The following is a 13,380-nucleotide window of genomic DNA, read 5'->3' as shown; positions in this document are numbered from 1 at the left end:
TGTGGGGGTTACCTGAGTGCGGGTTACCTGAGTGCGGTGGCGCGGTTGAGGAACAGGTCGCGTTCGCGGGTGTTGCGGGTCAGTTCGGCGGCGCGTTGGAACTCGGCGGCGGCCTCCTCGGTGCGGCCCAGCCTCGCCAGCAGGTCGCCGCGGACGGCCGGCAACTGGGGGTAGCCGCGCAGGGCGCGCTCGCCGGTGAGGGCGTCGGCGATCTCCAGCCCGCGCGCCGGCCCGTAGGCCATGCCGACCGCGACCGCCCGGTTCAGCTCCACGATCGGCGAGGGGGTGAGGTGGGCCAGCAGCCGGTAGAGGGCGGCCATCCGCTCCCAGTCCGTGTCCTGCGGGGTGCGGGCGCGGGCGTGGCAGGCGGCGATGGCGGCCTGCAGTCCGTACGGCCCCAGCGTGCCCAGCTCCTCGGCCCGCCCCAGCGCGGCCAGACCCCGGCGGACGAGCAGCCGGTCCCAGCGGCTGCGGTCCTGGTCGGGCAGGAGGATGGGAGCGCCGTCGGGAGCGGTCCTGGCCGGGATGCGGGAGGCCTGGATCTCCATGAGCGCCAGCAGGCCGTGTACCTCCGGCTCGGCGGGCATGAGCCCGGCCAGTACCCGGCCGAGCCGCATGGCCTCCTGGCACAACGACGGCCGGATCCAGTCCTCGCCGCCGGTGGCCGCGTAGCCCTCGTTGAAGACCAGGTAAATGATCTCCAGGATGGACGCCAGCCGGACCGGCAGCTCACCGGGCGGCGGCAGCTCGATCGGGATCTTCTTGTCGGCGAGGGTGCGTTTGGCGCGGACGATGCGCTGCCCGACGGTCGGCTCCGGGACGAGGAAGGCCCGGGCGATCTCCTCGGTGGACAGGCCGCCGAGCAGGCGCAGGGTGAGCGCGAGCCGGCCTTCCGCGGGCAACGCCGGATGGCAGGCGGTGAAGATCAGGCGCAGCAGGTCGTCGCCGACGTGGTCGTCGAGCGCGTCGTCGAGTTCGGCCTCCGCCGACTCCTGGTGAAGCTCCATGGCGCGTCCCACTTCTTGCAGCTTGCGCTGGTAGGTGTCGCGGCGGCGGAACTGGTCGATGGCCCGGTGCTTGGCAGTGAGCGTCAGCCAGGCGCCCGGATTATCCGGTACGCCCTTGGTCGGCCACTCTTCGAGCGCGGCCACCAACGCGTCCTGCGCCAGTTCTTCTGCCAGCCCGATGTCGTTGACCATGCGGGCCAGGGCGGCGATGACGCGGGCGGACTCGATCCGCCACACGGCCTCCACCGCCCGGTGGGAGTCGGCTACCGTCATGCCCCTTACATACCGCATCCGGCCGGAGCACGGCGGCTCCGGCCGGATGGGCGGCCGGGTCAGGCCGGCTGAGCGAAGTCCTCGGGGCTGAAGAGCCGCAGCACGTCCGCCGAGCCCTGCCAGCCGGGCCACAGGTCGTGGTGCAGCTTGACGAAGCGGTAGGCCCACTCCACGGCCTCCTCCTTCGTCTTGACCTCGTACAGGGCGTAGCTGATCATCTCCTTGGCCTCGGCGAACGGTCCGTCGCTCACGGTCAGCCGGTCGCCGCTGACCTGCACCCTGGCTCCTTCGGAGCTGGGGGCCAGGCCGCTCTGGTCCAGCAGGGAGCCGGACTTCGTGGCCTCCTCGCCGAGCTTGAAGATGGCCTCCATGAGCTCGGCCGGGGGCGGCCCGTCGGGCTGGGAGTCGACCGTGAGGGTGACTATGTAACGCATCGGGTTTCTCCTTGTCGGTGATCGAATGAGGTGGTCAGGTCAGGCGGCGTCGCGGAGCAGGCGCAGCGACAGTAGCGACATCCAGGTCCACAGCGCGACGATGCCGGCGACGAAGGCGAGGTTGGCCCCGGGGATGACGCCGCCGCTGGCGATCCCCATGAACGAGCCGAGGAACAGTGTGCCCGTCACGCGGGAGTACACGGCCCAGCCCTTGCCGCCCGTACGGGAGAACCGCGAGGCGATGACGTAGCAGGCCGCGGACACGCACAGGAATCCGACGCCGCCGAGCGCCATGTGCAGGGTGCCGGCGAGGGTGATGGCGCCGGGACCTTCCGGGGTTCCGGCCGGGAAGCCCATCGCGGGGTCGGCGGGGAAGGCCGCCGCGCCGAGCATGCCGGCCCCGAAGGCGCCGAGCAGGAGGGGAGCCCACCGTGCGCCCCGGCCGGGGGACAGGCTGCGGCGCAGGCCGGCGGCGAAGGCGATGGTGGCCAGGGCGGTGAGGATGAAGTTCGCGGTCTGGATCCAGCCGAGGTCGCCGATGGCCAGGAAGCTCCAGGGGTGCCGGGCCAGGTCGAAGCCCTCGCGGGTGAGCGCCTGGGCCAGGGCGACCGTCACGTACACCGGCCCGGCCACGACGCCGCTGCCGAGCAGCAGGCGGTGGGCGGAGGCCGGGCGGACGGCGGTGTGGGTGAGTTGCTGGGCCATGGTCGTCACCTCGCGGCTACCGGAGCCGGCTCGTCCGGCTCTCTGCGTAGGCTGCGAACGGGAAGACCCGGTTTCGACACGGGGCCCAAATCTTTTTCAAGATTTTTTCTGGGTGGTCGCGATGGCGCCGGAGGACGCCATCGCGACCGCTATACGCCCTCGTGGAAGATGACGATCCGGGTGGTGCGCCGGTCGTCCTCGACCGCCTCGCCCGGCGAACGGCGGCCCGTGGCCAGGATCTCGCCGGTACGGGGATCGACGACCCAGTAGTGCTCGGGCAGCCCTTCCTCGTGCGTGGGCCGCAGGGCCCCGCCGTGCTCCTGGTAGACGATGTGCAGGCGGCCGGGTACGCGCAGGGTGCGCGGGCTGTTGAAGATCTGCCAGTCGGGTTCCATGTCGGTGGTGGGCAGGCCGTCGAGGATCTTGCCGAGGAGGCCGACGTAGGCCGAGCCCTCGAAGTCGAGGGAGTCGCGCCAGCCGCCGGACGGGGCCAGGAAGTAGGGGGCGTGGCCGGGTTCGGCGTCGTGCAGTTTCCACTGCCAGATGTTGGCGGCGCCGTAGACGACGCCCATGGTGCCCCCGGCGCACAGGTTGGACCAGGCTTCGTGGCCCTGCCACCAGCCGGCGGCGTTGGTGGCCGAGCGGGTCTGTTCGTAGGTGGGTTCGCCGTTGGCGACGGCCTTGACGGGGGTGTTGCGCCGCATGTCGGTGACGCGTTCCGGGACGTGCTCGCCGCCGTGGCCGGTCTGGCACCACTGGAAGTCGAGCCAGTCGGCGTCCTGGTGGGCGCGGTTGTCGCTGTGGGGGCGGTAGTGCAGGCCGGTGGGCTGGTCGTAGCAGTCCCAGGCGTGCACTTCGGCGCCGCCGGCCGGGACCTGCGGTTCGCGGCCTGTGCCGTCGGCGCCGACCAGGTAGATGGCGGGGCGGGCGCCGTAGCGGGCCACCAGGTAGCGGCAGTAGCGGGCGTACTCGTCGGGTGGGACGACGGTGCCGGCCACGTCAAGGCCCTTCCAGCCGAAGCCCTGGAAGACCGGTTGCAGCACGGGGACGATCTCGTGTTCGGCGAGGATGTCCAGGAGCCGGTCCAGGTACTGGAAGTAGGCCGGGTTGAGGGTGTTGAGGTGGCCGGTGGGCAGGTCCTCGAAGGCCACGTCGAAGCCCTCGTCGGTGCCGCGGTCGCGGGGGCCGGTGGCGCGCATGTCGGGCTGGACGGACATGAGCAGGACCGCGTTGAAGCCCTTGGCGTGCCGGTCGGCGGCGTAGGTGCGGACCTGGTCCTCGGTGGCGCGCCAGGGCAGGGCCCAGGCGGTGTCGGCGACGAGGATGGCCGGGGTGCCGTCGGCGTGGACGAGGCTGCGCCCGCCCGGCGACATGCGCCAGAAGCCGTGCCGGTGAAACCGGTTGACGGCCTCAGCAGCCCTGCCCGCCGCCCCTGCCTCGCCCTCGGCGGCCCGGCCTGCCGCTGCCGGGTCGACCTCGATGGTCCCGGTCGCCCCGCGAAGGCCGGGGTCATCGAGTGAGGCGTCGGTGCGCCAGCGCCACCGCCCGCCCGGCAGGGGCGAGCTGAAGCGGATCCGCCACGTGCGCCCGCCGTCGTAGAAGGCGGGCCGGCGCAGGGTGAGGCCGTCGTCGTGGGTGAAGTCGGCCCAGACGTCCACGGCGGCGTAGGCGTCCGGGAGGTCGGCGGAGGCGGTGAGGGTGATCTCCACCTCCCGCCACGCTCCGCCGACGTGGGTCACGCCGTGAGAGGCGTGGATCGCGTCGTGGGAGGTGTGGGTCGCGTCGTGGGAGGTGCGGGGCGCATCCCCCATCAGCCGTCGACCTGGGCGGTCAGCAGGGCCTTGCGGGCGATGCGCTGGGCGGCCAGGGCGTCCTGGCGGGCCTGCGCCTCGGTGAGTGCGTCCACGTCGAGGATCTGCAGGGCTCGCCAGATGGTCCGCATGACCTCGATGCCGGCGCGGGCGGCCTCGACGGAGTCCTCGCGGAAGGGGAACTGGTCGAGCTGCCAGACGCCCTGCCAGCCGTTCTGGCGCAGGGTGTGGAAGAACTCGAAGGTCTCCACCAGGTGGATGGAGCCGACGACCATGTCGTCGTCCCAGCCGCGGAAGTTGTCGTTGACGTCGATCGCGTACAGGCGGTCGTGGTCGATGATGAGCTGGGCGGCGTCGGCGGGGGACTCCAGGCCGTACAGGGAGTGGCCGAAGTCGAGCAGGATGCCGACGTTGGGCACGTCCATCTTCTCGATGGCCAGCAGGGTACGGGCGGCGGAGGAGAAGGTCATCCGGTTGCGCGGCTCGCGCGGCTTGTACTCGATGGCGAAGCGCAGGTCGGGATGGCGCTGGGCGAGCTCGCGCACGGCGTCGATGGACAACTGCCACAACGTCCGGTAGTCGGCCTGGAAGGGGTAGTCCCAGCCGTCCTGCCCGGGCCAGAGCTTGACGTAGTCGCAGCCGAGCCGGCGGGCCAGGTCGGCGGACTCGCTGACCAGCTCGATCGCGGCCCGCCGGATCTCCAGGTCGGGGTTGGTGAAGCCGCCCCGGCTGAACTTGCGGGTGTAGATCTCGGGGGTCAGGGCGATGGCGCGCAGCCCGTTGACCTTGAGCCGCTCCTCCAGCTGGGCGACGTCAAGGTCGGCGGGGTTGAAGGGGTAGTTGATGTCGACGACCGACAGGCTGCCGACCTGGCCGGCCCGGTCGATGGCCTCCAGGGTGGAGACGGGCGGGCCGTAGCCGTCGGTGGCGTAGCGGTCGCGGAACTGGCCGAAGTGCCACAGACCGGCGCCGAAGAGAGGTTCTGCTGCCATGAACGGCTCCTATTGAATTTTCATTCGGTACTGCCTTGTTATTCACGCGGAATGTAACGTCGGCGACATGGGGCCGTCAAGGAGCCGGTGTGTACCTGACCGACGACACCTCGTTGACACGAATCCCCCGCCGCCGTAACGTCTAATTATGTATAGTCAATATGGAATAAATATTCAACCCGCTGGTCCGACGCGCCTTTTGCGGCGGAAGGATGCCGGCGTTGCTCCCCTCTGACCCGGCGCGGGCGGCCGCGTACCGCAAGACGGTCGAGCGGGTCCGCGAAGCGGATCCGGCCACGGCCGGGGCCGAGCTGGACCGGTTGGCGACCGAGGTGCGGCGGAGCATCGTGCGGACGATCGATCGGGCCGGCATGGGGCACATCGGCGGCGATCTGTCGGTGACCGACATCCTGGTGTCCTGTTTCTACGGCGCGTTGTCGGTGGATCCCGAGCGTCCGCGCTGGGCGGGGCGCGATCGGTTCGTGCTCAGCAAGGGTCACTGTGCCGCCGCGCTGTACGCCACGCTCGCGCAGTGCGGCTTCTTCGCCCCGGCCGAACTGGAGACGTTCATGGCGCCGCTGTCGGCGTTGAACGGCCACCCCAACCGGCTCAAGGTGCCCGGCGTCGAGACCAACACCGGCGCGCTCGGCCACGGGCTGCCGGTCGCCACCGGCTGCGCGCTGGCCGCCCGCATCGACGGCGCGAGCTGGCGGACGTTCGTCGTGCTGGGAGACGGGGAACTGCAGGAAGGCAGCAACTGGGAGGCCGCGATGGCCGCCGCCCACCACGGGCTGGCGTCGCTGACGGCGGTCGTCGACCGTAACCGGCTGCAGCAGGGGGCAAGGACGGAGGAGACCAACGCCTTGGGCGCGCTGGGGGACAAGTGGCGCAGCTTCGGCTGGGAGGTGCGCGAGGTGGATGGGCACGATCACCTTGCGCTGCGGCAGGCGCTGAACGGTCCCCGTACCGGTCGGCCGGTCGCCGTCATCGCCAACACGATCAAGGGGAAGGGCGTGTCGTTCATGGAGGACCGGGTGGAGTGGCACCACAAGGTGCCCAGCCCCGAGCAGGTCGAGGCGGCGCTGGCGGAGCTGGCGCGATGACCGTCGCCGAGCAGGAGGCCGTGTTCGACTGCCGCAAGGACTTCGCCGCGGAACTGCTGGCGCTGGCCGAGACCGACGAGCGGGTCGTGGCGGTGTGCAACGACTCGGTGGGTTCGAGCAATCTCGTCGGTTTCCGCGAGCGGTTCCCCAGCCGGTTGATCAATGTCGGCATCGCCGAGCAGGATCTCGTCGGGGTGGCGGCCGGGCTGGCGAACGCGGGCAAGGTCCCGTTCGTGTGCGCGGCGGCGCCGTTCCTGACCGGGCGGGCGCTGGAGCAGATCAAGGCCGACGTCGCCTACAGCGAGGCGCATGTCGTGTTGTGCGGGCAGAGCCCCGGCATGGCCTACGGCGAGCTGGGGCCGACCCATCACTCGATCGAGGACCTGTCGTGGATGCGGGCGGTGGCGAACCTGGATGTGATCATCCCGGCCGACCCGGTGCAGACCCGGGCCGCCGTACGCTGGGCCGCCGCCTCGGGCAGGCCCTCCTACCTGCGCATCCCGCGGTTCAAGGTGCCGGTCGTGACGCCGGACGGCGCGCCGTTCGAGCCGCGCCGCGCCGTACGGCTCCAGGACGGCGCCGACGCCACGGTGATCGCGATCGGCTCGCTGACCTCGCGTGCGCTGGAGGCGGCGGCCCGGCTGCGCGGCGAGGGCGTGTCCGTACGGGTGCTCAACATGCCCTTCCTCGACCCCCTCGACGAGGAGGCCGTGGTCGCGGCGGCGCGCGAGACCGGCCGGATCGTCACCGCCGAGGAGGCCACGATCAGCGGCGGCCTGGGCGCGGCGGTGTCGTCCGTCGTCGTCACCCGTCACCCGGTCCCGATGCGCATCCTGGGCGTGCCCCGCGTGTTCGCGCCGACCGGGAACACCGCCTTCCTGCTCGACCACTTCGGGCTGACGGCCGACGGCATCGTCACCGCCGTCAAGGACCTGCTCCGCCATCACTGAAAGGAGCCGCACATGACCACGACGGTGCCGACCGGCCGTCGGCGCTTGCCCGCTCGCTGGATCGCCGCCGCGGCCATCGCCCTGCTGATCGTCGCCATGGCCGTCAGCACCGAGTACAGAACCGTCGAATCCGCCAGGGCCGCCGCCCCCAAGGCGTTCGATCCGGCGGCGTACGGCGCGCAGAACTACCAGGCCAAGGTGGTGCCCGCGATCCGGTCCGCCGCCGTCGAGCTGCCGACCCTGCTGAAGGCCGCGACCGAGGACAAGGAGGCCGCCGGGCAGAAGTACGGCAAGCGCCAGGGCACCGGCCCCTACACCTTCGCCGTCAAGGCGACGGGCGAGGCCGGGAAGGCCAGGTCGGGGCTGCTCCCGGTCACCGTCGAGGGCCTGCCGGACGGCACCCGGGTGTCGCTGCAGATCGGCCCGGCCATCAATGGCACCGCGCTGCGCGACGCGGCCGGGTTCATCACGTTCGGCCAGTTCACCAACCAGGTGGAGTACGCCGACGCGGCCACCGCACTGAACAACGAGATGCGCGCCAAGCTGCTCAACGGCCTGGACGTGGCCGCGCTGGACGGCAAGGAGATCACCTTCACCGGCGCGTTCACGCTGCTGACCCCGCAGACCGTGACGATCACCCCGGTGGAGATCTCATGACGGCGCCGGTGTTGCGGGCGTGTGAGGTCACCAAGGTCTACGGCGGCACGCACGCGCTCAAAGGCGTGGACTTCGCCGTCGCGCCGGGCCGGGTGACCGCCCTGTTCGGCGAGAACGGCGCGGGCAAGTCGACGCTGATGAAGATCCTGGCCGGGATCGAGCAGCCCACCACCGGCCACGTCGAGCTGGACGGGCGGCCGGTCAGGCTGCGGTCCTCCCGGCAGGCCGCCGACGAGGGCATCGCGATCATCCACCAGGAGCTGAGCCTGTGCCCGAACCTCAGCATCTGCGACAACCTGTTCCTGGCCCGCGAGGCGCGCACGACGTGGGGCGCGGTGGACCGCAAGGCCCAGCGCGCGGCGACGGTCGAGGTGCTGGAGCGGCTGGAGGAGCACGCCGACCCCGACCGGCCGGTCGGTGACCTGCGGCTGGGGCAGCAGCAGCTGGTGGAGATCGCCCGCGCCTTGCTGCAGAACGCTCGCGTCCTGATCATGGACGAGCCGACCTCCGCGCTGACCGCCCCCGAGGTGGAGGTGCTGTTCCGGGTCATCGGCGAGCTGACCGCGGCGGGCGTGGCCGTCGTCTACATCTCCCATCACCTGGACGAGGCGCTGGCCATCGCCGATCACGTGGTGGTGCTGCGCGACGGAGCCCTGGTGGCCACGGCCGAGGCGGCACAGGTGGATCTGCGGTGGATCGTCGAGCAGATGGTCGGCCGCGACCAGGACGCCCTCTTCCCCGACCGCGAGCCGGTGCTCGGCCGGGAGGCGCTGACCGTGCGCGACCTCACCGTGGCCGACCCCGCCATTCCCGACCGGCTGGCCGTGGACAAGCTGTCCCTGACCGTCAGGGAAGGCGAGATCGTCGGCGTCTACGGGCTGATGGGCTCCGGCCGTACCGAACTGCTGGAGACGCTCGCGGGCCGGTTGCGCCCCGCCTCCGGTGAGGTCCTGCTGGCCGGGACCCCGCTGGACGAGCCGGGCGTGCGGGAACGGATCGGGCGCGGCGTGGTGCTGGTGCCCGAGGACCGCCAGCGCGACGGCCTGGTGCAGACGATGTCGGTGGCGCAGAACCTGTCGCTGGCGGCGATCGGCGCGTACGTGCGCGGCCTGTTCGTCTCGCAACCGCGCGAGCGCGCCGCCGTCGATCGGGCGATCGCCGACGTCACCGTCAAGACCAGCGGCGCCCAGGCGGAGATCGGCTCGCTGAGCGGCGGCAACCAGCAGAAGGTCATCATCGGCAAGGCGCTGCTGACCGGGCCGCGCGTGCTGCTGCTCGACGAGCCGTCACGCGGCGTGGACGTGGGCGCCAAGGCCGACATCTTCGCGTTGATGGCGGACCGGGCCCGTGACGGGCTGGCGGTGTTGTTCAGCACGTCCGACGCGGAAGAGGCCCTGCACATTCCCGACCGGCTGCTCGTGCTCGCCCGTGGCGCCCTGGTCGGCGAGTACCGGCGCGGCGAGCTGACCAGGGAGGAACTGATGCGCGTGTCCGACGGCGGAACCCAGGAGGCCCGGTCATGACGGCGACCGCCACCACCGCACCCCCCGAGCAGGCCGCCGCCGCACGGGCCCGCCGGCTGTCGCTTCTCAACGTCGCCTTCGAGCTGCGCGCGTTCATCGCGCTCGCCGTGCTCATCGTGATCTTCGGCCTGCTGTCCGACTCCTTCCTGACCATCCCGAACCTGATCACGATGACCAAGCACGTCGCGATCAACGCGGTGATCGCGCTCGGCATGTTGCTGGTCATCCTCAAGGGCGGCATCGACCTGTCGGTCGGCTCCATCGTCGGCCTGTCCGGTGTGGTCGCCGGTGAACTGCTGGGCGGCCTGCACGTGGGCGGCGTGATCGCCTACCCGCCGGTGTGGGTGGTGATCGTGTTGTGCGTGACCGTCGGCATGGCCGTCGGCGCGGTGAACGGGCTGCTGGTCACGCGCTTCAACGTGGCGCCGTTCATCGCCACGCTCGGCATGTTGTACGTGGCGCGCGGCGCCGCGATGCTGATCTCCGGCGGCGCGACCTACCCCAACCTGGCCGGCAACCCCGCCCTCGGCAACACCGGCTTCGGCTTCCTGGGCAGCGGCCGGCCGCTCGGTCTGCCCACCTCCATCTGGATCATGATCGCGCTGGCGGTGGTGGTCACGCTGTTGCTGGCCAAGTCCCCGTTCGGCCGCTGGTTGTACGCCACCGGTGGCAACGAGCGCGCCGCCGACCTGTCCGGCGTGCCGATCCGCCGGGTCAAGACGATCGTGTACGTGATCTCCGGCGCGTGCGCCGCGGTCGCGGGGCTGATCATCGCCTCGGAGCTGACCTCGGCCGCTCCGCAGGCGGGGGAGACGTACGAGTTGAACGCGATCGCCGCGGTGGTGATCGGCGGTGCGGCGCTCAGCGGCGGCCGGGGCACCGTGCGCGGCACCCTGGTCGGCGCGTTCGTCATCGGCTTCCTCGCCGACGGCCTGGTGATCCTGGGCGTGTCGACGTTCTGGCAGATCCTCATCAAGGGCGCCGTGATCATCCTGGCCGTCATGCTCGACCAGGGCCAGCAGCGCTTCAAACGCCGGGGGGCCGCCGCGGCGGCGGTCGCCGCGAGCACGAGCACGAGCAAGAAGCAGGACTGAACCACAAGGAGACCTTCCATGCCCCCCACCCGCGTCGTCACCCTGGCCCTGTCCGTGTTGCTCACCGCCACGCTGTCCGCTTGCGGCGGTGGCGGCGGCGGGCAGCAGCCCGCCACCAGCGCGCCCGCCAGTGGCAGCGCCACCGCAGGCGGACTGATCGCCATCATCACCCCCTCGCACGACAACCCGTTCTTCAAGGCCGAGGCCGACGCGGCGAAGACCAAGGCCGAAGCCCTCGGCTACGAGACCTCCGTGGCCTCCCACGACGACGACCCGAACAAGCAGAGCGAGCTGATCGACGCCGCGATCTCCCGCCAGGCCAAGGCGATCATCCTGGACAACGCGGGCGCCGACGCCTCCATCGGCCCGGTGCGCAAGGCCACCGAGGGCGGCGTGCCGGTCTTCCTGATCGACAGGGAGATCAACGCCACCGGCATCGCCAAGGCGCAGATCGTCTCCAACAACTCCCAGGGCGCCCAGGCCGCCGCGCAGTCGTTCGTGGAGGCGATGAAGAGCAAGGGCAACTACGTGGAGCTGGTCGGCAAGGAGTCCGACACCAACGCCAGCGTGCGCTCCAAGGGCTTCGCCGACGTCATCTCGCAGTACCCGGACCTGAAGCAGGTGGCCAAGGAGAGCGCCAACTGGGACCAGCAGGAGGCCTTCACCAAGATGGAGACGATCATTCAGAAGAGCCGCGACATCCAGGGTGTCATCGCCGGCAACGACACCATGGCGCTCGGCGCGGTCGCCGCGCTCAAGGCCGCGAACCTGCTGGACAAGGTCACCGTCGTCGGCTTCGACGGCAGCCCCGACGCCATCGCCGCCGTCAAGGCGGGCGAGATGCACGCCACCGCCCTGCAGCCCGCCGCGCTCGGCGCCACCAGCGCCGTGGAGCAGGCCGACCAGTTCATCAAGACCGGCAAGACCGGCAAGGAGGAGAAGCAATCGATTGACTGCGAGCTCGTCACCGCCGACAACGCCGACGAGTTCGGCGTGTTCGCCAGGAAATAGCCCTCCCGGCAGTCGCCGCCCTGGTCAACGCCCCCTAAGCTGAATTAATCGTTCGAGGGTGAATAGAAAATCAGGCGGGAGGCGGTGCACAGTGGTCCAGGACCCGGCGGGCAGGCGCGACACGACCAAGGACCACCTGCGGTTGCTGGCCAGGGTGGCCCGCATGTACCACGAGCAGGAGCTGCGCCAGCCCGAGATCGCCGCCGTGCTCAACATCTCCCAGCCCCGCGTGTCCCGTCTCCTGAAGGAGGCGGTCACGCGCGGCATGGTCCGCACGGTCGTCACCCTCCCCGAGGGCGTGCACACCGAGCTGGAGGAGGCACTCCAGCGCCGCTACAACCTGCGCGACGTGGTCGTCGTGGACGTCGAGCAGTTCACCGACGACGTCATCCCGTCGCTCGCCTCGGCCGCCGCCGGCTACCTCGGCGTCACCTTCACCGGCGGCGACGTGGTCGGCATCTCCTCCTGGAGCGAGACCCTGCTGGCCACCGTCGAACGGATGCCGCAGAAGAACGCCCAGGTCGCCGACCGCGTCATGCAGCTCGTCGGCGGCGTCGGCAGCCCCGAGGCGCAGGTGCACGCCACCCGGCTGGTGGCGCGCCTGGCCAACCTCACCAACAGCCGCCCCATCTTCGTGCCGCTGCCGGGGGTGGTCGCCAGCACGGCCATCCGCGACGCGCTCCTGCAGGAGCCCACCGTGATCGACGTGCGGAACCAGTGGAACGACCTCACCGTCGTCCTGGTCGGCATCGGCAGCCTCGACCCCTCGCCCCTGCTGCTCAGCAGCGGCAACGCCGTCAGCCAGGCCGACCAGGAGGAGCTGCGCGCGCTCGGCGCGGTCGGGGACGTGTGCCTGCACTTCTTCGACGCCGCGGGCAAACCCATCGACTCCGGCTTCGACCAGCGCGTCATCGGCATCGACGCGCCCACCTTCCGCGCCGTGCCCCGCCGCGTCGGCGTGGCGGGCGGCCTGCGCAAGGCGCCCGCCATCAAGGCCGCCGTCGAGGGCGGCTGGGTGAACATCCTCATCACCGACCTGCACGTCGCCCGGCGCCTGAACGCCGACTGACGGTGACGGAAGTGAGCGCTTCCCGCCAGGGTCCGGACTCACCGAGTGAGGCTCGCGGGCCCGGCCGTCACCCTTAGAGTGCAGATCATGAGTGACGAGGCACCCCGGCGGCGCTACGATTCGCTGCGCCGTACGGCCCAGGCGCTGGAGACCCGGGCCGAGATCGCGCAGGCCGCCCGCCGGCTCTTCGTCGCCCAGGGGTGGGCGGCGACGACCGTGCGCGAGGTGGCGCGCGAGGCGGGGGTCTCCGTGCCCACGGTCTACTCGGTGTACGGCAACAAGAACGGGCTGACCCTGGCCCTGGCCGACGCCGCCGGCCTGTCGGGCGACCCGGCCCGGCAGCTCTCCGAACTGGAGGCCCCGGACGCGACCCCCGAAGTCCAGCTCGCGGCCATGGCGGCCTTCGACCGGCGGCTGTTTGAAAGCGCGGGCGACCTCATCGTGCCCCTGCGCGAGGCCGGCCGTACCGAGCCCGAGCTCGCGACCCTCTACCGCGACGCCCGCGCCCGCGCCGACGAGACCCGCGTGGCGGTGTTCTCCTCCTGGCGGGCCGGCACCCTCCGGGACGGTCTGGACGTGCGCACGGCCGCCGACATCTACGCGGGCCTGTGCAGCATCGACGTCTACAACACCTTCACCGCCGAACGCGGCTGGTCCCCCTCACGGGTCGAGCGGTGGTGGAGGCAGGCGCTGGCCCGCGAGCTGCTGAACTGAGGTCCGGGTGTACGGCAGGGGGCCGTCCTCCGCCTGA

13 protein-coding genes are annotated in these 13,380 nt (G+C 71.2%); 8 read left to right on the top strand and 5 right to left on the bottom strand.

Annotation, left to right across the window (positions count from 1 at the left end):
- Positions 1 to 23: 23 nt before the first annotated feature.
- The 5 genes from AB0I81_RS42800 to AB0I81_RS42780 all read right to left on the bottom strand — a co-directional run bounded on the left by AB0I81_RS42800 (position 24) and on the right by AB0I81_RS42780 (position 5,222).
- Complete coding sequence (locus AB0I81_RS42800; protein WP_360670019.1) at positions 24 to 1,280, bottom strand: RNA polymerase sigma factor; 1,257 nt, start codon at positions 1,278 to 1,280, stop codon at positions 24 to 26.
- A gap of 59 nt (positions 1,281 to 1,339) precedes the next feature.
- Positions 1,340 to 1,714, bottom strand: a complete 375-nt coding sequence (locus AB0I81_RS42795; protein WP_360670016.1) for a hypothetical protein — start codon at positions 1,712 to 1,714, stop codon at positions 1,340 to 1,342.
- Between the two features lie 39 nt (positions 1,715 to 1,753).
- The gene (locus AB0I81_RS42790) at positions 1,754 to 2,419 is read right to left on the bottom strand and encodes a DUF998 domain-containing protein (protein WP_360670014.1); all 666 of its coding nucleotides are present in this window, start codon (positions 2,417 to 2,419) and stop codon (positions 1,754 to 1,756) included.
- 149 nt (positions 2,420 to 2,568) lie between these two features.
- Positions 2,569 to 4,230: a DUF4038 domain-containing protein gene (locus tag AB0I81_RS42785; protein ID WP_360670011.1), complete on the bottom strand. Its 1,662-nt coding sequence runs from the start codon at positions 4,228 to 4,230 to the stop codon at positions 2,569 to 2,571.
- The gene (locus AB0I81_RS42780) at positions 4,230 to 5,222 is read right to left on the bottom strand and encodes a sugar phosphate isomerase/epimerase family protein (protein WP_360670008.1); all 993 of its coding nucleotides are present in this window, start codon (positions 5,220 to 5,222) and stop codon (positions 4,230 to 4,232) included. The genes AB0I81_RS42785 and AB0I81_RS42780 overlap by 1 nt, the downstream gene beginning before the upstream one ends.
- A 221-nt stretch (positions 5,223 to 5,443) precedes the next feature.
- Between AB0I81_RS42780 and AB0I81_RS42775 the strand changes: the two genes are divergently transcribed.
- The 8 genes from AB0I81_RS42775 (at position 5,444) to AB0I81_RS42740 (ending at position 13,343) form a co-directional block, all read left to right on the top strand.
- On the top strand, positions 5,444 to 6,325 hold the full coding sequence (locus AB0I81_RS42775) for a transketolase (RefSeq protein WP_360670005.1): 882 nt from the start codon (positions 5,444 to 5,446) through the stop codon (positions 6,323 to 6,325).
- Positions 6,322 to 7,275 carry a transketolase C-terminal domain-containing protein gene (locus tag AB0I81_RS42770; protein ID WP_360670002.1) on the top strand — a complete coding sequence of 318 codons (954 nt, stop codon included), beginning with the start codon at positions 6,322 to 6,324 and terminating at the stop codon, positions 7,273 to 7,275. Before AB0I81_RS42775 ends, AB0I81_RS42770 begins: the two co-directional genes overlap by 4 nt.
- A gap of 12 nt (positions 7,276 to 7,287) precedes the next feature.
- Positions 7,288 to 7,932 carry a DUF2291 domain-containing protein gene (locus AB0I81_RS42765; RefSeq protein WP_360669999.1) on the top strand — a complete coding sequence of 215 codons (645 nt, stop codon included), beginning with the start codon at positions 7,288 to 7,290 and terminating at the stop codon, positions 7,930 to 7,932.
- The gene (locus tag AB0I81_RS42760; RefSeq protein ID WP_360669997.1) at positions 7,929 to 9,455 is read left to right on the top strand and encodes a sugar ABC transporter ATP-binding protein; all 1,527 of its coding nucleotides are present in this window, start codon (positions 7,929 to 7,931) and stop codon (positions 9,453 to 9,455) included. The genes AB0I81_RS42765 and AB0I81_RS42760 overlap by 4 nt, the downstream gene beginning before the upstream one ends.
- Entirely contained in the window at positions 9,452 to 10,549 is a 1,098-nt protein-coding gene (locus tag AB0I81_RS42755) for an ABC transporter permease (RefSeq protein ID WP_360669994.1), read from the top strand. The genes AB0I81_RS42760 and AB0I81_RS42755 overlap by 4 nt, the downstream gene beginning before the upstream one ends.
- Positions 10,550 to 10,567: 18 nt before the next feature.
- Positions 10,568 to 11,560, top strand: a complete 993-nt coding sequence (locus AB0I81_RS42750) for a D-ribose ABC transporter substrate-binding protein (RefSeq protein ID WP_360669991.1) — start codon at positions 10,568 to 10,570, stop codon at positions 11,558 to 11,560.
- Positions 11,561 to 11,651: 91 nt separating this feature from the next.
- Positions 11,652 to 12,629: a sugar-binding transcriptional regulator gene (locus AB0I81_RS42745; RefSeq protein ID WP_360669988.1), complete on the top strand. Its 978-nt coding sequence runs from the start codon at positions 11,652 to 11,654 to the stop codon at positions 12,627 to 12,629.
- Positions 12,630 to 12,716: 87 nt separating this feature from the next.
- Positions 12,717 to 13,343 carry a helix-turn-helix domain-containing protein gene (locus AB0I81_RS42740; RefSeq protein WP_360669985.1) on the top strand — a complete coding sequence of 209 codons (627 nt, stop codon included), beginning with the start codon at positions 12,717 to 12,719 and terminating at the stop codon, positions 13,341 to 13,343.
- The last annotated feature ends 37 nt before the right edge of the window (positions 13,344 to 13,380 follow it).

This window comes from Nonomuraea sp. NPDC050404 (assembly GCF_040655495.1).
Taxonomy (GTDB): domain Bacteria; phylum Actinomycetota; class Actinomycetes; order Streptosporangiales; family Streptosporangiaceae; genus Nonomuraea.
The sequence above is the reverse complement of the archived record's forward strand: the minus strand, read 5'-3'. Positions and strand labels throughout refer to the sequence as shown.